Origin of the sequence: Thermus albus (assembly GCF_022760855.1) — a bacterium.
Taxonomy (GTDB): domain Bacteria; phylum Deinococcota; class Deinococci; order Deinococcales; family Thermaceae; genus Thermus; species Thermus albus.
Genome location: NZ_JAKTNR010000017.1, coordinates 1 through 19439 on the forward strand (window position 1 = coordinate 1; position 19439 = coordinate 19439).

A 19439-nucleotide genomic window follows, 5' to 3' on the forward strand; every position below is an offset into this window, starting at 1 on the left:
GTGCGGGGGGTATGGGATGGGTGGAGTACTTGACAGGAAGGGGGTTAGTGTCTCAGGCCAACCTCCCTTGCCAGCTTGTTCACGCCCATCCCAGCCCGGGACATGGCCCAGCGGAGGGCCTCAGGGAACTCGGCAGGCATGGAGGCCTCCTCCGCTTCCCTCTGGGCCAGGGATCGGGCCAGCTTCATGGCGGCGGTGAAGTGGGGCCGAGGCCTTCCCTCCACCTCCTGCAACCGCTTGGCCAGGGAGTCGATCTCCTCGTCGGAGAGGCCGGCAAGCCAGGCCACCAGCTCCGCCCTCGAAGCGAAGTCCTTTATCAGGGCAAGGCGGCGGAAATGGCTGGCGTAAGCACGGCCACCCTTATCTGCCTTTACGATCTCCTGGGCGATGGCTTCGATGGGATCGCCTTGCGGTAAAACAGCCGGTTTTTTCGGAATTCCCATGTTCCCCCTTGCGGTTTTGCGCCGCCCGGAGGATAATGACGCTGGCAGGGGCGTATTTGAACCTGCACCCCCCTTTTATCGGGGAGGGAAGCCGGGATGGGATAGGGGGCCTCCCGGCTTCTTCAGCGTTTATCCTCAGCGGCACCTCCATATCCTAGAAGCCTCAGGGCCTTTTGAACCTCCTCGTCGTCCTTCCACACACTGGACCCCAAAGCCTGCACGGTGGCCAGCCCCTTCTCCGTCAGGGTGTAAACCCCCCCTTTCCGGGAAACAAGGCCTTCCCGTGAAAGGGCCCGGAGCCTATACCAGACGGAGTCGGGGTTGATCCCCATGGTTCCGGCCAGCTCCTGTCCAGTAGGGAAGCGCCCTTCCCTGGCCAGGAAGACCAGAAAGGCCTTCAGGGTTTCCTGGCGCTTCGCAGTTAGGCTGGCCAGAAAGCTCAGGGTCATTTCAGTAGTAAGTTAACACCATCGAGGGGCCATGTCAAGATGCACTCACCTTCTCCTCGGGGAAAAAATCCGGGAACTTTTCCTCCCCCCCAAGTTGCCAGGAGGTCAACTCATGGGGAACGGGTTAACTCAGATCGCTCCTGGAGCCTTCTTCCTGTGAGTCAACCCCTGAGTTAACCCCTGTGCCAACAAAGTTACCGACTCAGGGGAGGTTGACTCAAAAAAGGGGGGGTCGGCACAAGGGTTGACTCAAGGTTTTGTGCCGGTGTCAACGAGCATTTCTCTCTCTCTCTCTTTTAAAGAAAAAGGTTAACTCAACGGTTGACTCAGACGATGAGGATCGGAAAAATACCTTCTTTTGAGTCAACCTGAGCCACCTGTCTAAACCCCCCTGCCCGGAAAAGTTTCTGCAAGGGGGAAAGTTACGCTGGCAACTGTGGGGATCGATGTAAACTCACAGTGAGAGGGGCAGGTTTTACATTGATGCGTATAATTGGCTTCAGATAGAGCTATAGTGGGAGCTAATTGGGCATAATGTGGAGAGGCTCTTTGGTCCCAGGGGGTGGACGAGGCTCACGAGATTGGCTATCCGGGAATGCCCTCTCACGGTCATGCCATTCTTCCCCTTAAGGTTGGGGAACGGATTCTGGGGATATTGAACCTGTACCTCGAGCCGGGTGCTCGTGTCACGGAGGAAGGCCGCGCCCAGCTGGAAACGGCTGCGGGCCTATTGGCCCTGGCGGTGCTGAAGGAGCGAGCGGAAAGGGCGGCCAGGATCCTTCACCGAGCCACCCTGCTGAGCCTCGAGGCCCAGGATGAGGCCGAGTACCTCAAGCGCCTCTGCGCCTTGGTGGTGGAGGAAGGGTATGTCCTAGCCTGGGTGGGGGAGGCTTTGCCATATGGTAGGGTGCGTCCGCTGGAAAGAGATGGGGCGGTGGGGTACCTGGAAGGGCTACTGGTGCGCCACGATGAGACCCCGGAGGGGCAAGGCCCCACGGGAAGGGCCATCCGCCTAGGGGAACCCCAGGTGGTGAGGGATGTGGGTCAGGACCCCAACTACGGCCCTTGGCGTTTGCGGGCGCAAAGCTTCGGCTTCGCCTCCAGTGCAGCCTTTCCCCTGCGGATTGGGGAAAGGGTCTTCGGCGCGCTCAACATCTACGCTTCTGAACCCGATGCCTTTGACCAGGAAGAGGTGGCGATCCTTCGGGACCTGGCCAGCCTAGCGGGGAAAAACCTGGAGCGGTTGCGCTCGCAAGCCCAAGCCCACCTTCTGGTCCAGCTGGTGGAGCAGGTTCCTGAGTCGGTCTTCATCACGGACTTGGAAGGGCATATCACCTATGCCAACCCTGCCCTCTTTGCCCAGACCGGATACGAGCCCGGGGAGGTTCTCGGGCAGACCCCGAGGCTTTTCAAGTCCGGATTGCACCCAGAGGCCTTCTACCGGCACCTTTGGGACACTTTGGAGAAGGGCCAGGTGTTCCGTAGCGTGTTCTTTAACCGCCGCAAGGATGGCCGCTTATTGGTGGAGGATAAGATCCTGACCCCCTTGCCAAACCCAAGGGGTCAACTGGTGGCCTACGCCTCCACGGGGCGGAACGTAACCCAGGAGTGGATCCTCCACGGGATGCAGCGGGCCCTCATCCGCATGTTGGAACGCTTCCTGCAAGAGGGGATGGGCCGTTCCCTCTTCCAGTATCTCCTGGATGAGGTTTTGATGGTCATTCCAGGTGCGGAAGCGGGGAGCCTCCTTCTGCGCAATCAAGATGGGAAGTTCTCATGCGTGGCCCTATCGGGGCATGACCCGGCCTTGCGAGAGGTGGCCTTCGCTTCCCAGGAGGTTTATGCCTTAAGGGCCCCGGCCTCCATAGGCCGGGTTTCGGGGGAGGAGCTACGGGAGTTTGTCCAAAGCCTGGCTTCGGAGACCGCTAGCCTTCTTGTGGAGAAGGGCCGGCTTGCCGAGATAAAGGAAACCCTGTACGCCAGGCTGGAGGTGAATGGGGAAGCCAAAGGGGTGCTGTATTTAGATGCCTTTCATGGGTATTTCCCCGAGGAAACCATGGAGGCCTTCCGTTTTCTGGCCCACTGGCTGGAGATGGTTTTCTCCTGGGAGCGGGCCCAGGTGCAGGCCCGGTACCTCCGGTACCACGATCCCCTCACCGGCCTGCCCAACCGGGCGCTTTTGGAAGAGGAATGGAGGGGGGAGGGTGAAGTTTTCAGTCTAGCGCTGGCGGCCCTGGATAAGTTTGGGGATGTCAATCGCAGGTATGGCCGGGCTGAAGGGGATGCACTTTTGGTAGCTGCGGTTCGGGCCTGGCAAGGCCTTCTGCCTCGGGGAGGGCGGCTTTACCGTTTGGGCGACGATGAGTTCCTCTTCATACTCCCCTGGGGGCCTGAGCAGGTATTTGGCTTTTACCAGGAGCTCAATAGGGTCTTCCAGGCTTCACTTCCGGGCCCTCTTGCCAAGGAGGCAAGGGGGGTTTCACTGGGGGTGGCGGTCTACCCGGAGGATGGGCGGGAGCTGGGCGAGCTTCTGCGCCGGGCGGATCTAGCTTTGCGCCAGGCCAAGAAGGGGCGGGGTATCGCCTACTTTAACCCAGAGCTGGAAACCGCTTATCTGGAGCGGATGGACCGGATGGCAGCCCTGGAGGAGGCCCTAAGGGAGGAGCGTTTAGTGCTTTTCGGCCAGCCCATTGTGGACCTCTCTACCCTCGAGCCCGTAGCCATTGAGGTGCTCGTCCGCTGGCCTCGGGAGGATGGCTTTTGGCCTGCGGGGGCCTTTATCCCCTTGGCCGAGGAAACGGGGTTAATACGGGAGCTAGACCTTTACGTGCTCCGCCTGGTGGGAAGGTTGCCCAACAAGCACGTTTGGCACGTGAACCTTTCTCCAAAGACCCTGGGCGACCCCCGGTTGTTGGAGGTGGCCTCCCGCCTCCAGGGCAAAGGTGTGCGGTTTGAGATCACCGAATACGCCCTAGCCCAAGGGGTGGAAGGGATACTGCAGAGCCTTAAGGAGATGGGGTTTGCGCTGGTTCTGGATGACTTTGGCCAGGGGTACGCTTCTCTCCACACGCTGGTTCACCATCCTTTTGACATGGTCAAGATAGACCGGGTCTTTGTAGCCGGACTCGGGAAAGACCCCAAGGCCCATGCCGTGGTACGGTCCTCCTTGGGCCTAGCCCATGAGTTAAGGCTCTCCCTGGTGGCCGAAGGAGTGGAGACCGAGGAGCAGCGGGAATGGTTGCTCCGTTTAGGTTGTCGGTATGCCCAGGGGTACTTTTTTGGAATGCCCCAGGCCATCAACGGGGCCTGAGCTTTTCAGGCCTGGCCTCGGAGTCCAGGATAAGGGTCACGGGTCCATCGTTCACCAGGTGTACCCGCATGTGGGCCCCATAGACGCCGGTTTCCACGTGTACCCCCTGTTCCAAAAAGGCTTCTATGGCGGCTTCATAGAGCCTTCTTCCCACGTCTGGGGGTGCGGCCTTGACGAAGGAGGGGCGGTTGCCCTTGCGGGTTTCGGCGTAGAGGGTGAACTGGCTCACCAAAAGAACCTCACCCTCCACCTCCTTCAGGGAAAGATTCATCTTGCCCGCCTCATCCGGGAAGATGCGCAAGTTTACAATCTTGCGGGCCAGGTAGTAGGCGTCTTCCACGGTGTCCCCCTGCCCCACCCCCAGGAGGACCAGGAGCCCTAGCCCGATCCTCCCCACCTCTTCGCCATCCACCTCCACAAAGGCTTCCGTGACCCGTTGGATGACCGCCCGCATGCTCTTACCCCCCTAACGCCTGGGCCCGGCGAAGAGGGCCACGGTGCCAGGGCCAGCGTGGACGCTCACCGCCGCCCCCGCCTTTAACGTACCCAAGACCTCCACCCCTTCTGCCTTCAGGACCTGGCCCAAGGCTTTGGCCCCTTCGGGGTTGCCCGCATGGGCCAGGTAGGTAAGCCCCCCCTCGGGAAAATCCCGGCGGAAAAGCTCGGCCACCTTGCGAAGCCCTTCTTTGAACCCCCGCACCCGGGAGGCCGGGAAGACCCGGCCTCCCTTTACCTCGAGGACCGGCAGGATTTGCAGAAGCCCCCCCACGAACCTTTGCAGGCCCGATATGCGCCCCGAGCGGTGCAGATAGGTGAGGGTCTGGGGAAGGACATAGCCCCGAAGCCTTTCCCGGTAGGGGGCCAGGGTTTCCTCGAGGCGTTCCCAGGCCACGCCCTTTCCCAAAAGCCTCCTGGCCTCCTCCAGGAGCAAAAAGAGCCCTCCGTTCAAGGACCAGGAGTCCAGCACCTTGACCCGTTCCCCAAACTCCCGGGCCACCGCTATGGCGGTGGCCACGGTGCCGGAAAGGTGCCCGGAAACATGGACCGAGAGCACCCGTTCGTGGCTTTGCAAAAGGGTTTTGTAGGTGGTGCGCAGGTCCTCGGGGGCCACTTGGCTGGTGGAAAGCCGCTCGCCTTGCCGCAAGAGGTCCAGAACCTCCTCGTCCGTGATCTCCAGCTGGTCGCGGAAGGTTTTATCCTTCCAGATCACCTGCTGGGGCACCACATGGATGCCCCGGCTCAGGGCTTCCTCGGGGCTTAGGCCCAGGGTGGAGTCGGCCACGAAGGCCACGTTAGAGGCTGTAGGCATAAAACCCGTAGGTGCCGGGGCCGGTGTGGCTGGCGATCACCGCCCCTAGTTCGCTCACCAGGGCCTCCTCCACGGGAAGGCCTGAGGAAAGGACCATCTCCTTTAGCTCCGTGACCGCGTTCTCCTCGGCACTAAAGAGGAAGAAGGCTCGGATGCGCTTCCTTCCCTGGGCCCAGGTTTGGAAGTCCCTAAGGATCTCCTCCCGGGCCTTCCTTTCCCCCCGGGCCCGGCCTGCTGGTTCCACCCGGCCCTCTTTGAGGGTCAGAATCGGCTTGATGCCCAGAAGAGTGCCCAAGAAAGCCTGGGCCCCGCCGATGCGGCCTCCCCGCTTCAAAAACTCCAAGGTGGCCACGCTGAAGCGCACGAAGTGGTCCTTGCGGATGCGGTCTAGCTCCGAAAGCACCTCCTCCAGGGTGTGGCCTTGGGAAAGTAGCTCGTGGGCCCGGAGCACCATCATGCCGATCCCCAAGGAGGCGGCTTGGCTATCAAAGACGGTGATGCGGCCGGGAAAGTCTTGCGCCGCCAGCGTCGCCGACTGGACCGTGCCCGAAAGCTTGGCGGAGATGTGGATGGAAAGCACGTGGTCGGCCGCCATCAGGGCTTCCTGGTAGGTGCGCTGGAAGTCCTCGGGGGAAGGCTGGCTGGTGGTGGGAAAGGCGGTACCTTCCCGGACCTTTTGGAAGATCTCCGCGGGAGAGATCTCCTCCCAGTCCTTATAGATGCGCCCTCCCAGGTTCACGTAAAGGGGCACCACCCGCACCCCCAGGCCCTCCCGTAGGGGCTTGGGTAGGTCGGCGGTGGAGTCGGTTACCAGGGCTACCTTCATACCTCCTCCTCTTGGTCCTGGACAGGATACCACGGGTGGGCCCTGGGATGCAGGGGGATTATTGCTCTAGCGGTGGGTTTCTGCTAGGGTCAAGGGTATATGTGGCGGGTTCTGGTTTCCGACGACATGCGGCTTGGGGATACGAAGTACCCGGGAGTGCTCTTGGACTATCGTCCAGGGATTGGGCGGGAGGAGCTTCTGGAGATCATCCCCGCCTACGATGCCCTCATCACCCGCAGCCGTACCCGGGTGGACGCCGAGCTCCTGAAACGGGGCAAGCGGCTCAAGGTGGTGGGCCGGGGCGGGGTGGGGGTGGATAACGTGGACCTCGAGGCGGCAAGCCGCCTGGGCATCCTGGTGGTGAACGTCCCCGAGGCCAACACCCGCTCGGCGGCGGAGCTGGCCTTTGGCCTCCTCCTGGCGGCGGCCCGGGGCATTGCCCTTTCCGACCGCAAGATCCGCGCCGGGGAGTGGGACCGGAAGTTTTTGGGCCTGGAGCTCAAGGGCAAGACCCTGGGCATCATCGGCCTGGGGCGGATTGGAGGCCAGGTGGCCCGCTTCGCCAAGGGCTTTGAGATGCGGGTTTTGGCCTACGATCCCTATATCCCCCGCACCCGGGCGGAAAGCCTGGGGGTGGAACTCCTTGAGGACCTTGCCGACCTCCTCCGCCAAAGCCACTTCCTCACCATCCACGCGCCCCTCACCGAGGAAACCCGGGGGATGATCGGCCGGCGGGAGCTTTACCTCCTGCCCCGGAATGCGGTGGTGGTGAACGCCGCCCGGGGAGGGATCGTGGACGAGAAGGCCCTGTTGGAGGTTTTGGAGGAGGGCCACCTCTTCGCCGCCGGTTTGGACGTGTTTGCGGAGGAGCCTCCCCCCAAGGACCACCCCCTCTTAAAGCATCCCCAGGTGGTCCTCACCGCCCATCTGGGGGCCAACACCATAGAAGCCCAGGACCGGGTGGGGGAGGCGGTCTTGGAACGGGTGGTGCGCACCCTGGAGGGGGATCTTTCCTACGCCTTGAACACGGGGTTTGACCCCGAGGCCCTCCAGGTCCTAAGGGGCTTTCTACCCCTGGGGGAGGCCCTGGGCAAGCTCCTCGCCCAGATCACCCGGGGCCGGCCCCAGGTCCTAGAGGTGAGCTTCCTGGGCCAGTTTGAGAAGGACCCCGAACCCATCGCCAGCGCCGTGGCCAAGGGGTTCTTGTCCCGGGTCTTGGGGGAGGAGATGGTGAACCTGGTTTCCGCAAGGCCCCTTCTTAAGGACCGGGGCATCCGCCTCATCACCCGCAAGGAGGAGCAGGCGGGAGAGTACACGAGGCTTTTGGAGGTGCGCCTCTCCACAGACCAAGAGGAGCGCCGGGCCCGGGGGGTGGTGATGGCGGGCCGGCCCAGGTTGGTGGGTATAGATGACTATGCCCTCGAGGTGGTACCCGAGGGGTACATGCTGGTCTGCGTGAACTACGACCGGCCCGGGGTGGTAGGCCAGGTGGGAACCCTTTTGGGGGAGGCGGGGGTGAACATCGCCGGGATGCAGCTGGGCCGGGACGTGCCGGGGGGAAGGGCCCTTTTTGTCCTCACCGTGGACCAGAAACCCGCTTTGGAGGTGTTGGAGGCGCTTAGGGCCTTGCCGGTTTTGGAGCGGGTGGACCTGGCGGAGCTTTAGGGGTGGGTCGGGGAGAGGAGAAGACTAGCACAAGCTATGGTAATCGTGAAGTAATGCACATGCCACCTCTACAGAACCCAGGCAGAACCCGCCGCGGTGGCGAGCACCGTCCATAGTGAGCGCGGGGGAGAGGCTGAGGGAGTTTGCGGTGGTGGAGAGCCTGGGCCCGCCTGGCGGCTCCCAAGTGGGCCTGGAAGCTTTAGGCCTGAAGGAGAAGGCGGGCCGCTTTCCCCGCCAGCTTTCGGGAGGGGAGCAGCGGGTGGCGGTGGCCCGGGCCTTGGCCGCCGAGCCCCTCCTTATCTTGGCCGACGAGCCCACGGCCAACCTGGATTCCAAAAACGGCCTGGCGTTGATTGAGCGCATGAAGGCCCTGAACCGGGAGCAGGGGGTGACCTTTCTCTTCTCCACCCACGACCCCAGGCTTTTGGAGCATGTGAAGCGGATCGTACGCCTGGAGGACGGAGCCATCGTGGGGGAGGAATGGCGTTAGTAAGGGGGGATGGCGGGGGCATTCCCGGGCCTTAGCGCTTTTTCCCAAAGCCGTAGACCAGCTCCTCCCCCTTGCGCACCACCAGGAGGATGGCGGACCGGCCCAGGCTGTCCTTAAGCAGGTACAGGCTGCGCACCTCCCCGTCCACGGTTTTTTCCTCCTGCCGTTCCACGAAGTAACCCGCGGCGGCGAAGCTGGTGAGCACCTGCTGCACGAAGGCTGCATGGAGCCTGCTGGCGATCCCTTTGGCCACGAAGGCCTCGAGGGCGTACCCCTTGGCCTCGGGGAAGCGAAGGAGGAGGGGCTCGGGGCTTTTGGCCTTATAGCTCCCCGTGGGCAGGCGCACGGCGGGGTCCAGGCTGGAGGCCAGGGCCACCGTGGCGGTGGCCTCCAGGAGGGTTTGGGCCCAAGCCAGGCTGGATCCCAGGGCCATGCCCAACAAAAGGTAGGCGATAGATAGGCGCTTGCCCCATGCCTTTACCCCTTGGAGCATGGGTTCAGTATAACTCGGAGGGCCGGGTCTAAAGGGGCGTGGGCAACCCTAGGGTGGTCCTGTCCCCTAGGTCCTGGCCGCATAAGGTGCCAGCCACCTCCGGGTAGAGACAAAAGTAGCGGCTGGCGGCACGCTTACTCCTAGTGCCCAAGGCAGCCAAAGCTCCATCTGCCTCACGGCCGTATCCCTTGGAGAAGCATCTGGATGCCCAAAAGGGCAATCACCCCGGCGAATAGAAGGCGTAGACGGGGGACGGGGCTTTTAGGAAGGATCCTAGCCCCCAGGAAAGCACCTACGAGCACCCCCAGGACGACCGGGCAGCTGAGCACGGGGTTAATGTATCCCTCTCTCAGGTAGATGCCGGCACTGGCAGCCGCCGTGACCCCGATCATGAAGTTGGAGGTGGTGGTGGAGACCTTATAGGGAAGCCCCATGATCCGGTCCATGGCTAAAACTTTGAGGGCCCCTGAGCCGATGCCCAAAAGCCCGGAAAGAACGCCAGCCAAGCCCATAAGGCCCAATCCGGGTAATACCCGATGCACCCCGTAGGGCCTAAGACCTTGGGGTGTGGGGTAGGTCCCCTCGAGGCGGAGCCGCCGGGCCAGCGGATCCGAGGGACCCACGTCGCGTCCATCCACCTGCCGGTTTCGGTAGCCCGTGTAGGCGGAGTGGATGAGCACCAGGCCAAAGATTAAGGCCACCCAACGCTTGGGCAGGATCCCCAAAAGATTGGCCCCCAAGACGGCACCCAAGGTGGTGGCCAGCTCCAGGAACATCCCCAGGCGAAGGTTGGTGTACCCCTCGCGCACATAGGCCGCCGCTGCCCCGCTGCTGGTGGCGATCACCGAGATCAAGGAGGCGCCTAAAGCATGGTGGAGGTCCACCTTAAAGGCCAAAACCAAGAGGGGAACCAGGATCACGCCTCCGCCGAGGCCCGTGAGGGCTCCCACCAGACCAGCCAGCACGCTTCCCAGAAACACTTCTAGGCAAAAGGTGGCTAGATTCATCTTCCGAAAGGGGCGGAAAAACCCCAAGAATCCCTAGCAAGGGTCTTGGGTAGCCGGGAAGGGTTGGGCGGGTCGTTTTGGCCTAACCTGCAGGAGAGAAGGCGGGTTGCGCCAAGGGTTGGTGTTAGCCCCTCCTCCCCCCTCCTATGGCTTGGGGATTCCCTAAAGGCTAGCCCCTCCCCTCTTTCGCGTTCCCATCCTTTCCCGTGCGGGCCCTGCTCCACGCGCCCCATCCTACACCGCTCAGGACCCCTTGTGGGTAACCAAGAGGCATTGGGCAGGGCCCTCGCCTCCCGGGCGCACAGCCTCACTTCACGGGCTCCACCTTCTTCACCTCCTCGGCTACCTTGGAGGTGTAGACCCCCAGGCCATCTGGGCCCGGTAGGTGGGCCTTCAGGTCAAAGGTGGGGCGGGGTTGGCTGTCCACAAAGGCGGCGATATCCCTGGCCTCCTCGGGGGAAAGGTTGGGGTTGCCCAAGGGCATGGCCCCGTGGATAAAGGCGGCCAGGTTTTTCCAGTTGGCAAGCCCGGCCCCGGCATTGTAGGATCTCGGCCCCCAGAGGGGAGGTCCCACCTGTCCTTGGCCGTCGGCTGCGTGGCAGACAGCGCACTTGGCCTGGTAGAGGTTCTGGCCGCGTTGGCTGTCGGCCTGGGTCCAGTCCACGGCGAGGGGCTTTAAGGCGTTGGGGCCTGTGGGGCTTTGGGGGTTCATGTGCAGGGGCATTCCCTGGGAAAGGGAAGCAATGTAGGCTTCCAAGGCCACCATCACCGGGCCTCCCAGGGGTGGCAGGGTACCGTTCATGCTGCGCATGAAGCAGTCCTCGATGCGGTTTTGCAGGGAGATCACGGCCTTTTCCCGGGGGGAGTACGCGGGGAAGGCGGTGGCGGTACCTATGAGGGGGAGTCCCTTAAGGTCCTGCCCCCCGTTGAGGTGGCAAGAGGTGCAGTTCAGGGCGTTGCCCACATAGGCCTTGCTAAGGGGATGGTCCTTGGTGTTCATGAAGATGTCCTTGCCCAGGGCGATGACCTGGTCCAAGCTCTCGGGGAAATCCGGCGGTAGGGTGGGCACCGGACCGCTGGCCTTGGCCAACCCCACGCCCCCGCTCCCCTCGGCCTGCCTCTGGAGCAAAAGGCGAGTGCCAAAGTAGAAGCTGGTAGCCGCAAAGGCCAACAGCAACACCAGGAGGATGGCCTGGGTCAGATCCGGGGTTTTCCGCTTCATACTCTGCCTCCTTTTCTGCCCCCTTTGCCGTAGGGAAGGGGGATGTACTGGACGCTGGGACGCCTGGCCTGGGTCTGGGGATAAAGGGCCATGAGGGCGTAGACCTCCTGGGGCATCGTGGTGGAAACGGGAAGCCCCAACCCCTTGGCCTCTCCCACGGTGATGGGGTAGTCGTGGGTCCAGGTGCCCTGGGAAAGGAGACCTGCGGTGGTGGCGGCCCTTTCGGGGTCAAGGTGTTTGGCCAGCAGGGTCTCCACCAGTTGGCCAACCTGTCGCAGGGCCTTGGCGGCAATATCGGCCTGGATCAGGGTGGCGTCCTCGATCTTTTCCAAAGGTTTGGTCTTGACCAGGGCCACGAGGCTTGCTGCCGGGTACTCCCCGATCTGGGGATCCACGGGGCCCAACACCGCGTTCTCGTCCATGACGATCTCGTCGGCCGCCAAGGCGATGAGGGTTCCCCCGGACATGGCGTAGTGGGGGACGAAGACGGTCACCTTGGCGGGGTGTTTGAGGAGGGCCATGGCGATCTGCTCCGCCGCCAGGACCAGCCCCCCAGGGGTGTGGAGGATGAGGTCAATGGGGACATTGGGGTCCGTCAGGCGGATGGCCCTTAGGATCTCCTCGGAGTCGTCCACGTCGATGTAGCGGACCACGGGAATTCCCAGGAGATTGATGGCCTCCTGCCGGTGGATCAGGGTGATGACCCGGCTCCCCCGCTTCTTCTCCAGGTTCAGGATCTGGCGGGTACGGGCCGCCTCGAGGGCCTGGCGCTGCAGGTAGGGACTTAAAAAGGTGAAGATAAGAAAAAGCCAGAAAAGGCTGTTGATAACTCCGCCTATATCCATAGCTTTTCCTTAAATCTTTTACCCGGGCTTTGAGGGGTGGCGCAAGGGAGGGGGCGTCCTAGGCATAGGCTTAAAGGACCCCACGGGGGGTTGCCGGCCTCGGGGAACCCGTCCCCTGGCCGGGCTCTGGACCTTAGGGGCCCCCCCGGAGAAAAGAAGGGAGTGGGGGTAAGGCCGCGGCCAAAGCCGGTAGGCTCTCTTCCCCAGTTTTCCAGCCCCCGATCGGGGGGCAAAACCCTAACTCCTTCCCGCCTCGAGCCGTGCCCAACCCCCACCGCCATCCTATGGCCTCCCAAGATGCTCTCCCGTCAATCCCCGCTCACGGGTGAGGTGACCAGCCACCCCACGCCGCTCCCTTGGATCTGGTGGGCTAACCTACCGTTTTAGTGCCGCGGGCCCAGGGGGAAGATCTGGATCTTTGGCTTCACGGGGTTGGGCGTTACCGTGGGTGGGGTGGTGAAGGTTACATTGAGGTAGAGGGACTGAGGCCGGATATCCTTGGAGTAAAAGGCAAAGTGAAGGGGCTTGGCGAAGGTGAGGACGCGCTCGCCCGTTTTCAGGTCCGTAACCCTGAGGGCGAAGGCGAGGAGCACCTTCTGGCCTTGAGGCGCGTACGCCTGCCACACGCTAGGATCCCCGGTGAGGACCTCAAGGCGCACCGGGTCCCGCCCAAAGGCCCCGCTGGGCACCGTTAGCACCAGGCTCCCCAACCCCATCCGCACGTAGTCCCAGGGTTGGACCAGGAGGCTTGCCACCACCTGGGGGAAGCCGTACTGGCTGGGATCAGGGGCTTGACCTAGGGCCGTGCTGACCAAAAGAGCAGAAAGCCAAAGCCACTTGCGCATAGACACCTCCAACTCCCAAGAAAACCCCATTTCCTGTAGAGAACCTGAAACGGGGAGGGCGGACTTTCTGGGTAGACTGGACCCATGGTACGGCTTTCCTGGCCTTGGCTCCTGGTCCTTTTGGGCCTGGCCCTTTTTCTGCTCATCAACGCCCCTTGGCTTTTCCAGCAGGGCTACCTCTGGTACTACCGGGGCCAGGTGGGGAGGATGGCTCCCTGGGAGGGCGACTTCCGCCTTCGCCTCTTGGTTTTGGCCCCTCACCCTGACGATGAGGTCCTATCCTCAGGGGGCCTGATCCAGAAGGTGCAGAGGGCGGGTGGAGAGGTGTTCATCGCCTGGATGACCCTGGGCGATGGCTTCCAGTGGGATGCCGCCTTATTGGACCGCACCCTAAGGCCGTGGCCGGAAGACCTGAGGCGACTGGCGGAAAGACGCCTTTCGGAGGCCAGGGCAGCAGCCCAAGCGTTGGGGGTGGCCCAAGACCGCCTCTTCTTCCTGGGGTATCCCGACCGGGGCCTCCTCCATATGTTCCTGGAGAACTTCTTCACCCCTTACCGCTCGCCGGCCACCCACCTGGACCGGATGGCCTATCCGGGCACCCTTTCCCCAGGAGCACCCTACACCGGGGAGGCCTGGGAGGACGATATGAGGCGCATACTGGACCGGGTCAAACCGGATCTGGTGGTGGCCCCAGCCCCAGAGGATGCCCATGTGGACCACCGGGCCACCGCCTACATGGCCCTTAGGCTTCTAGGGGAGCGGGGCTGGCTTTCCCGGCTCCGCTTTTATATCGTCCATGGGGGTCTGGAATGGCCCTTGCCCAAGGGGCTGCACCCGGGGCTGTACCTGGAGCCGCCCCCGAGGGGAAGGGGGCTTTCCTGGAGGCGCCTGGACCTTAGCCCTGAGGAAGAGGCCCTTAAACTCCAGGCCCTAAAGGCGCACCGCAGCCAGATGGAGCTTTTAGGGCGCTTTATGGAGGCCTTTGTGCGAAAGAACGAGCTTTTCGCCATGCCCCCCAGCGGGGCTAGCCCCTAGCGGTTGCGGCTGGACCGCACCTTGCGAAGCCGCTTGGGGGTGAGGTGATCCTTGGGCACCACGCTGATGGTGCCGTCTACCTCCAGCACGGCAACCTGAACATCCTTTAGCGCTGCCACCCCGTGCTCCCGTAAGGCGGCGAGGAGTTCCTCGAGGTCCACTCCCTCCCGCGCCAGGTTCTCCGTGATGGGCCTCCCGTCGTGGACAAGAAGGGTGGGTTGGCCCAGGAATGCTCCCTTAAGAGGGCTACGGGCGAGAAGCCTATCCAGAAGCAAGAGCAGCCCGGCCCCCAGAAGCCCACCCGTAAGGCTATTGTCGGGGCCGATCATGGCGTTTTGCACCGCATTGGCCAGCAGGAGAAGGGTGAGGAGGTCCACTGGGGTCATCTGCCCGAGGACCTTCTTCCCGCTGAGCCGCAGAAGGATGAGAAGGGTTAGGTAGACCAAGAGGATTCGAAAAAGGGTGAAGACCACCGTCAGGGGATCCCCCAGGGCTTCCAGCAAGTGCGGTCTCATGCCCCTACGATAAGGCGGACATTTTAGCTGCTACCGAAGCGGCCCAAGGTTAGACCTATCAGGAAAACGAAAAGGCCCCCCACCAAAACCTGGAGGATGGTGCTTCCCAAGTGGCTTCCCATATAGCGGTAGCGAATCCAAGCAATAGCCAAGAGCTCGAGGACCACCACGCTTGAGGCCAGGAGAAGCGCCAGCTGGATGTTGGGGATGAGAAAGGGAAGGGTGTGGAAGGTCCCTCCGAGGAACGTACCCACGCCCGTAACGAAGCCCCTAAGAAAAGGATGTCCGCGTCCAGAAAGCCGCCCATCATCGGATAAGGCCTCGGCGAGACCCATGGAAAGAGCGGCACCGAGGGCAGCGGCCATGCCCACCAGGAAGGCGCTATGGGGCTGCCGGGTAAGCTCGGCAGCGGCGAAAAGGGGAGCTAGGGTGGAGACTGAGCCGTCCATAAGACCAAGCAGGCCTGGCTGGACCACTTGGAGGATTAGGCGGGTGTTTGCGGGCTTCATGGTGGAGAGTGTAGCATCCATGTTCATTAAATGCAACTAGTTATTACTATCATCTAGTTTCCCTTTCCCCATGGCCCATCCCCGGAAGAAGCCGGCACAGGGGGCCACCGTGGCAAGAGATAACCCCTGGCTGGCTTTTGCCTTTCCAGGTGTTTCCGGATCATCCCTCAACTTGGCTACCACCCCAGACCGGCAACATGGATCCTTGGACTCCATCCCAGAATCCTATTCTTGACCCTGCCATGACCTGCTTCTCCTAGCATGGGGGCATGCGGATCCTGGTTACCAATGACGACGGCATCTTTAGCCCTGGTCTTTGGGCCTTGGCCCAGGCGGCGAGCCGCTTTGGGGAGGTGTTTGTGGTAGCCCCGGACGTGGAGCAAAGTGGGGTGGGCCATGCCATCACCATCGCCCACCCCGTGCGGGCCTATTCCCACCCCTCTCCCTTGGACGGTCCCCACTTTCCCGCCTACCGGGTGCGGGGAACCCCCGCCGACTGCGTGGCGTTGGGCCTTCACCTGTTCGGCCCCTTGGACCTGGTCCTTTCTGGGGTGAATCTAGGGAGCAACCTGGGCCACGAGATCTGGCACTCCGGCACGGTGGCCGCCGCCAAGCAAGGGCGGCTTTTCGGTCTCTCGGCGGCCGCCTTCAGCGTGCCGGTTAACGGGGAGGCGCCGGATTTTGAAGCGTTGAGGCCTTGGGTTGAACGGGTGGTGCAGAACCTGCTCCGCCTTAAGCGGCCCTTTTTGGTCAACGTGAACCTGCCCCACCGGCCCAAGGGCTTCCTATGGACCCGGCAGTCGGTGCGGTCCTATGAGGGAGTGGTGGTGGCGGGAGAGGATCCCATGGGAAGGCCCCTCTACTGGTTTGCGGCCAAGCCCCTGAAGGAGGCGGAAGAGGGTACCGACCGCTGGGCGGTGGAACAGGGCTTTATTGCCGCCACCCCCTTGAGATTGGATCTCACCGATGAAGCCCAGCTTCAACCGGATTTAGTCCATGATTAGCGTCGTCATCCCCACCCGGTCCCGGCCGGGTTTTCTGCGGCAGGCCTTGGTTTCCCTCCTTTCGCAATCCTTTCCCGCCTTCGAGGCCTTGGTGGTGGAGGATGGGGAAGGGGAGGGGTTAGAGGTGGTGAGGGCCCTGGGTGATCCCCGGTTCCGGGCTTTTCCCAACCCAGGGCGGGGCCAGGTGGAGGCCCGTCAGTTTGCCCTGGCCAAGGCCCTGGGAGAGGTGGTGCTCTTCTTGGATGATGATGACCTTCTCATGGACCCCGCTTACCTTTACCGGGTTTGGCGCGTCCTTTCCCGGGAAGAGGCGGTGGTCTACGGGGAGGGGGTTTTGGACCTGGGGTTTCGGGAGATTCCCTTCTCCCCGGGGGAGATGGGGGACTGGATCCTAAGGGATAACCGTATCCTCGCCTCGGGCACCGCCTTGCCCTTGAGGACCTTAAAGGGGCTGGGTCTGGATCCAGGGATGGGCCATTACTGGGACTGGGATCTCTGGCTTAGGGCCTACCGCAAGGGGATTCCTTTCCGGTACCTGAAGGGCATGGGGGTTCGTATCCGCCTTCACGGGCAGAACCTAAGCGGCGCTAACCGGGAGGAACGCCGGTATGTTCTGGAATTGCTTCGGGTTAAGCACGGACTCCCACCCTTAGTGCTTAAGGACCATCTGGCCCTGGCCCTAGAGGGCTTGACCAACGTCTGACAGGTCCCCTTTAAGGTGGCAAGAGGAGGCCTCGAGGGGTCTCTTAAAGGGAGGTGGACGAGATGAAACGCCGGGACCTTTTGAAAGCCAGCGTGTTGGCCGGAGCCTTGGCCTTGGCGCCCAAGGTGGGGGCACAAGGGGCCCCGCAGAACACCCCTAGCCTTTTGGGCCGCAGGTACCGCAACCTGATCGTCTTCGTCTACGACGGCTTCTCCTGGGAGGACTATGCCATCGCCCAGGCCTACGCCCGCAGGCGGCAGGGGAGGGTGCTGGCCTTGGAGAGGCTTCTCGCCCGCTACCCCAACGGGCTCATCAATACCTATAGCCTCACCAGCTACGTCACCGAGTCCAGTGCGGCTGGCAACGCCTTCTCCTGCGGGGTGAAGACGATGAACGGGGGCCTTGCGGTCCATGCCGATGGCACTCCCCTCAAGCCCTTCTTTGCCGCCGCCAAGGAGGTGGGGAAGGCGGTGGGCCTGGTGGTGACCCCCACGGTTACCCACGCCACCCCGGCCAGCTTCGTCATCTCCAACCCCGACCGGAACGCGGAGGAGAAGATCGCGGAGCAGTACCTGGCCTTTGGGGCCGAGGTGTACCTGGGCGGGGGGGATCGGTTCTTCAACCCCGAGAAGCGGAAGGACAAGAAGGACCTGTACGCCGCCTTTGCCCAGGCGGGGTACGGAGTGGTGCGCACCCCGGAGGAGCTCCTCCGCACCAACGCCAGCAAGCTCCTAGGGGTCTTCTCGGATAGCCACGTGCCCTACGAGGTGGACCGCCGCTTCCAGGGGGTGAAGGTGCCAAGCCCCAAGGAGATGGTCCAGGCGGCCCTATCCAGGCTCCCCTCTTACCGCAACGGCTTTCCCCTCCAGGTAGAGGCGGGCCGTATTGACCACGCCAACCACTTGAACGACCCCGCCGCCACCCTCTGGGACGTGCTGGCGGCCGACGAGACCCTGGAGCTCCTCACCGCCTTTGTGGATCGGAACCCGGATACCCTCCTCATCCTGGTCTCCGACCACGCCACCGGGGTGGGGGCCCTCTACGGGACGGGCCGGAGCTACCTGGAAAGCTCCTTGGGCCTGGACCTCCTGGAGGGGCAGAAGGCCAGCTTTGAGTACATGCTCCGGGCCTTGGGCAATAACCCTGATGCAGGCCAGGTGAAGGAGGCCTACCGGGCCCTGAAGGGGGTGGTCCTGGAGGACGCCGAGGCCCAGATAGTGGTGGAGGCCATCGCCAAGAAGGCCTACCGCCCCGACGGGGTCCGCTACGGCGTCCAGCCCAGCAACACCCTCTCCTGGGCCATGGTGCAGAAGGACGCCAAGAGGCCCGACCGGCCCAACATCGGCTGGTCCTCAGGGCAGCACACGGCAAGCCCGGTGGTCCTGGCCCTCTACGGCCAGGGGCTTCGCCCCTTCCACCTGGGCCTTCTGGACAACACCCACGTCTTCCGCCTCATGGGGGAGGCCTTGGGCATCCGCTACCAGAACCCGGTGATGAGCGAGGACGAGGCCCTGGAGATCCTCAAGGCCCGGCCCGTGGGCATGGCCCACCCCGAGGATGTCTGGGCCTAGGCGTTCCCCTTGACCCGGGGGTCGTGCCCCCCGGGGCTTTTCGTTTCGGGCGCGGGCAGGGCCTGCTTCCGTTCCCTGTGCGGGCCCCTCCCACGATGGCTCGGGGAGGGGCTGGGGCGTCGGAGCGGGTTGGAAAAGCAGGGGGACCAAGCGGTGGGCCAACTTCTAAACCGTCCCCCCCAACCGAGAAGCCGCCTTGCTGCCTTGGGGCTTCCCGGTAGGTAGAGGTGGACAAAGCTGGCCAGCACCCTGCCGTCGGTATACCCTTCCGGCTGTCCCCCTTCCCGCTCCCGCCAGGCAGGGCTAGGCGAAGGTTCCATCCGGGCATAGTGGAACTCGTGCCCCTTGAGAACCTCGCCCTTTTGGGCTAGCGGATTGTCCCTTAAGGCCTCCACCTCCCGGTAGCCCAGCACCGGGCGCTCGGCCATACGGGCCTCCCCGGGAACCAGGCCCACCATGGGGAAGAAGCCCTCCCCCACCCAAAGGCCCTGGGAGAGGTACATGTATCCGCCGCACTCCGCCACGATGGGGCCTGGAAAACGGCGGATGGCCTCCCGTATGGCCCGGTTTCCCGCGAGTGCCTCGGCGAAAAGCTCAGGGTAACCCCCTCCCAGGAGGAGGGCCTGGGCCTTGGGCAAGGCGGGGTCCTCCAGGGGGCTAAAGGGGATGAGTTCTGCCCCCAAGGCCTGCAAAAGCTCCAGGCCCTCAGGATAGTAGAAGTGGAAGGCCCGGTCCCAGGCGTAGGCCACCGCCACCTGGGAAGGGCGCCTTTCGGGCAAGAAAGGAGGCACTTGGGGAAGGGGTTCCGCCTCTTGGGCCAGGTGAAGGAGGCCCTCGAGGTCCAGGTGGAGGGTTTGGGCCAAGGCCGTAAGGGGAGGCGCTGCCTCTCCTGCCAGCACCAGGCCCAGGTGGCGTTCGGGTATCTTCAGGGCGGGGTCCTGGGGAAGCCAGCCCAAAAGGGGCAGGCCTACCCGGACAAGGGCCTCCCGCAGGAGTTCGGCGTGCCGTACCCCCCTACCCGGTTGGCGAAGACCCCCACCACCCGGACCTCCGGGTCGAAGCGCCGGAAGCCCTCGGCCAGGGGTGCGATGGAGCCGGCCATGGCGGAGGCGTCCACCACCAGGACCACAGGGGCCTGAAGGAGTTTGGCCACCTGGGCCGTGGAACCCACCTTGCCCCAAGGGTCCTTTCCGTCAAA

General features: G+C 63.2%; 18 protein-coding genes and 2 pseudogenes. 7 read left to right on the forward strand and 13 right to left on the reverse strand.

Annotation, left to right across the window (positions count from 1 at the left end; all coding sequences use genetic code 11):
• Nucleotides 1-44: 44 nt before the first annotated feature.
• Nucleotides 45-443: a hypothetical protein gene (locus tag L0D18_RS11465; protein WP_243029181.1), complete on the reverse strand. Its 399-nt coding sequence runs from the start codon at nucleotides 441-443 to the stop codon at nucleotides 45-47.
• A gap of 122 nt (nucleotides 444-565) precedes the next feature.
• Complete coding sequence (locus tag L0D18_RS11470; RefSeq protein ID WP_243029183.1) at nucleotides 566-892, reverse strand: LexA family protein; 327 nt, start codon at nucleotides 890-892, stop codon at nucleotides 566-568.
• Nucleotides 893-1454: 562 nt separating this feature from the next.
• Between L0D18_RS11470 and L0D18_RS11475 the strand changes: the two genes are divergently transcribed.
• On the forward strand, nucleotides 1455-4202 hold the full coding sequence (locus tag L0D18_RS11475) for a bifunctional diguanylate cyclase/phosphodiesterase (RefSeq protein ID WP_243029186.1): 2748 nt from the start codon (nucleotides 1455-1457) through the stop codon (nucleotides 4200-4202).
• Here the strand turns inward: L0D18_RS11475 and dtd are convergent.
• Genes dtd through L0D18_RS11490 form a run of 3 tightly spaced genes read right to left on the reverse strand, consistent with a single transcriptional unit; the run spans nucleotide 4189 to nucleotide 6337 of the window.
• Nucleotides 4189-4656: a D-aminoacyl-tRNA deacylase gene (dtd, locus tag L0D18_RS11480; RefSeq protein ID WP_243029189.1), complete on the reverse strand. Its 468-nt coding sequence runs from the start codon at nucleotides 4654-4656 to the stop codon at nucleotides 4189-4191. The two genes, L0D18_RS11475 and dtd, sit on opposite strands and share 14 nt — an antisense overlap.
• 12 nt (nucleotides 4657-4668) lie before the next feature.
• Nucleotides 4669-5511, reverse strand: coding sequence for a DegV family protein (locus L0D18_RS11485; RefSeq protein ID WP_243029191.1), 843 nt, complete (start codon nucleotides 5509-5511; stop codon nucleotides 4669-4671).
• On the reverse strand, nucleotides 5495-6337 hold the full coding sequence (locus tag L0D18_RS11490) for a DegV family protein (protein WP_243029193.1): 843 nt from the start codon (nucleotides 6335-6337) through the stop codon (nucleotides 5495-5497). Before L0D18_RS11490 ends, L0D18_RS11485 begins: the two co-directional genes overlap by 17 nt.
• A 99-nt stretch (nucleotides 6338-6436) precedes the next feature.
• Between L0D18_RS11490 and serA the strand changes: the two genes are divergently transcribed.
• Nucleotides 6437-8002 (forward strand): phosphoglycerate dehydrogenase, encoded by a 1566-nt coding sequence (gene serA / locus L0D18_RS11495; RefSeq protein ID WP_243029196.1) that lies wholly within the window; start codon nucleotides 6437-6439, stop codon nucleotides 8000-8002.
• A 190-nt stretch (nucleotides 8003-8192) separates the two neighbouring features.
• Nucleotides 8193-8492: pseudogene (locus L0D18_RS11935) on the forward strand (ATP-binding cassette domain-containing protein); the annotation flags it as partial.
• Between the two features lie 31 nt (nucleotides 8493-8523).
• On the opposite strand, the gene L0D18_RS11505 reads toward L0D18_RS11935, so the two are convergent.
• From L0D18_RS11505 to L0D18_RS11525, 5 genes are all read right to left on the reverse strand, one after another.
• On the reverse strand, nucleotides 8524-8925 hold the full coding sequence (locus L0D18_RS11505) for a hypothetical protein (RefSeq protein ID WP_243029214.1): 402 nt from the start codon (nucleotides 8923-8925) through the stop codon (nucleotides 8524-8526).
• A 233-nt stretch (nucleotides 8926-9158) separates the two neighbouring features.
• On the reverse strand, nucleotides 9159-9992 hold the full coding sequence (locus L0D18_RS11510) for a sulfite exporter TauE/SafE family protein (protein ID WP_243029198.1): 834 nt from the start codon (nucleotides 9990-9992) through the stop codon (nucleotides 9159-9161).
• Nucleotides 9993-10299: 307 nt separating this feature from the next.
• On the reverse strand, nucleotides 10300-11214 hold the full coding sequence (locus tag L0D18_RS11515; protein ID WP_243029200.1) for a c-type cytochrome: 915 nt from the start codon (nucleotides 11212-11214) through the stop codon (nucleotides 10300-10302).
• Nucleotides 11211-12059: an SDH family Clp fold serine proteinase gene (locus tag L0D18_RS11520; RefSeq protein WP_243029202.1), complete on the reverse strand. Its 849-nt coding sequence runs from the start codon at nucleotides 12057-12059 to the stop codon at nucleotides 11211-11213. The genes L0D18_RS11515 and L0D18_RS11520 overlap by 4 nt, the downstream gene beginning before the upstream one ends.
• Nucleotides 12060-12442: 383 nt before the next feature.
• A complete protein-coding gene (locus L0D18_RS11525; protein ID WP_243029203.1) occupies nucleotides 12443-12904 on the reverse strand; it encodes a hypothetical protein in 462 nt (153 codons plus the stop codon).
• Between the two features lie 84 nt (nucleotides 12905-12988).
• Between L0D18_RS11525 and L0D18_RS11530 the strand changes: the two genes are divergently transcribed.
• Nucleotides 12989-13939 carry a PIG-L deacetylase family protein gene (locus tag L0D18_RS11530; RefSeq protein ID WP_243029204.1) on the forward strand — a complete coding sequence of 317 codons (951 nt, stop codon included), beginning with the start codon at nucleotides 12989-12991 and terminating at the stop codon, nucleotides 13937-13939.
• Here L0D18_RS11530 and L0D18_RS11535 read toward each other — a convergent pair.
• Nucleotides 13936-14454 (reverse strand): DUF421 domain-containing protein, encoded by a 519-nt coding sequence (locus L0D18_RS11535; protein ID WP_243029205.1) that lies wholly within the window; start codon nucleotides 14452-14454, stop codon nucleotides 13936-13938. The genes L0D18_RS11530 and L0D18_RS11535 overlap by 4 nt on opposite strands.
• A 23-nt stretch (nucleotides 14455-14477) precedes the next feature.
• Nucleotides 14478-14963: a VIT1/CCC1 transporter family protein gene (locus L0D18_RS11540; RefSeq protein ID WP_243029207.1), complete on the reverse strand. Its 486-nt coding sequence runs from the start codon at nucleotides 14961-14963 to the stop codon at nucleotides 14478-14480.
• A 269-nt stretch (nucleotides 14964-15232) separates the two neighbouring features.
• Here L0D18_RS11540 and surE point away from each other — a divergent pair, with 269 nt between their 5' ends.
• The 3 genes from surE to L0D18_RS11555 all read left to right on the forward strand — a co-directional run bounded on the left by surE (nucleotide 15233) and on the right by L0D18_RS11555 (nucleotide 18241).
• The gene (gene surE / locus L0D18_RS11545; RefSeq protein ID WP_243029208.1) at nucleotides 15233-15967 is read left to right on the forward strand and encodes a 5'/3'-nucleotidase SurE; all 735 of its coding nucleotides are present in this window, start codon (nucleotides 15233-15235) and stop codon (nucleotides 15965-15967) included.
• Nucleotides 15960-16670: a glycosyltransferase family 2 protein gene (locus L0D18_RS11550; protein WP_243029210.1), complete on the forward strand. Its 711-nt coding sequence runs from the start codon at nucleotides 15960-15962 to the stop codon at nucleotides 16668-16670. Before surE ends, L0D18_RS11550 begins: the two co-directional genes overlap by 8 nt.
• A gap of 62 nt (nucleotides 16671-16732) precedes the next feature.
• Nucleotides 16733-18241: an alkaline phosphatase gene (locus tag L0D18_RS11555; RefSeq protein ID WP_243029212.1), complete on the forward strand. Its 1509-nt coding sequence runs from the start codon at nucleotides 16733-16735 to the stop codon at nucleotides 18239-18241.
• Between the two features lie 170 nt (nucleotides 18242-18411).
• Here L0D18_RS11555 and L0D18_RS11560 read toward each other — a convergent pair.
• Nucleotides 18412-19439: pseudogene (locus L0D18_RS11560) on the reverse strand (cobyrinic acid a,c-diamide synthase CobB); the annotation flags it as partial.

Excerpts from the sequence above, each read along its gene's own strand:
- L0D18_RS11465 (WP_243029181.1), bottom strand. The coding sequence starts at position 443 with ATGGGAATTCCGAAAAAACCGGCTGTTTTACCGCAAGGCGATCCCATC.
- L0D18_RS11470 (WP_243029183.1), bottom strand. The coding sequence starts at position 892 with ATGACCCTGAGCTTTCTGGCCAGCCTAACTGCGAAGCGCCAGGAAACC.
- dtd (WP_243029189.1), bottom strand. The coding sequence starts at position 4,656 with ATGCGGGCGGTCATCCAACGGGTCACGGAAGCCTTTGTGGAGGTGGAT.
- L0D18_RS11485 (WP_243029191.1), bottom strand. The coding sequence starts at position 5,511 with ATGCCTACAGCCTCTAACGTGGCCTTCGTGGCCGACTCCACCCTGGGC.
- L0D18_RS11490 (WP_243029193.1), bottom strand. The coding sequence starts at position 6,337 with ATGAAGGTAGCCCTGGTAACCGACTCCACCGCCGACCTACCCAAGCCC.
- serA (WP_243029196.1), top strand. The coding sequence starts at position 6,437 with ATGTGGCGGGTTCTGGTTTCCGACGACATGCGGCTTGGGGATACGAAG.
- L0D18_RS11505 (WP_243029214.1), bottom strand. The coding sequence starts at position 8,925 with ATGGCCCTGGGATCCAGCCTGGCTTGGGCCCAAACCCTCCTGGAGGCC.
- L0D18_RS11510 (WP_243029198.1), bottom strand. The coding sequence starts at position 9,992 with ATGAATCTAGCCACCTTTTGCCTAGAAGTGTTTCTGGGAAGCGTGCTG.
- L0D18_RS11515 (WP_243029200.1), bottom strand. The coding sequence starts at position 11,214 with ATGAAGCGGAAAACCCCGGATCTGACCCAGGCCATCCTCCTGGTGTTG.
- L0D18_RS11520 (WP_243029202.1), bottom strand. The coding sequence starts at position 12,059 with ATGGATATAGGCGGAGTTATCAACAGCCTTTTCTGGCTTTTTCTTATC.
- L0D18_RS11525 (WP_243029203.1), bottom strand. The coding sequence starts at position 12,904 with ATGCGCAAGTGGCTTTGGCTTTCTGCTCTTTTGGTCAGCACGGCCCTA.
- L0D18_RS11530 (WP_243029204.1), top strand. The coding sequence starts at position 12,989 with ATGGTACGGCTTTCCTGGCCTTGGCTCCTGGTCCTTTTGGGCCTGGCC.
- L0D18_RS11535 (WP_243029205.1), bottom strand. The coding sequence starts at position 14,454 with ATGAGACCGCACTTGCTGGAAGCCCTGGGGGATCCCCTGACGGTGGTC.
- L0D18_RS11540 (WP_243029207.1), bottom strand. The coding sequence starts at position 14,963 with ATGAAGCCCGCAAACACCCGCCTAATCCTCCAAGTGGTCCAGCCAGGC.
- surE (WP_243029208.1), top strand. The coding sequence starts at position 15,233 with ATGCGGATCCTGGTTACCAATGACGACGGCATCTTTAGCCCTGGTCTT.
- L0D18_RS11550 (WP_243029210.1), top strand. The coding sequence starts at position 15,960 with ATGATTAGCGTCGTCATCCCCACCCGGTCCCGGCCGGGTTTTCTGCGG.
- L0D18_RS11555 (WP_243029212.1), top strand. The coding sequence starts at position 16,733 with ATGAAACGCCGGGACCTTTTGAAAGCCAGCGTGTTGGCCGGAGCCTTG.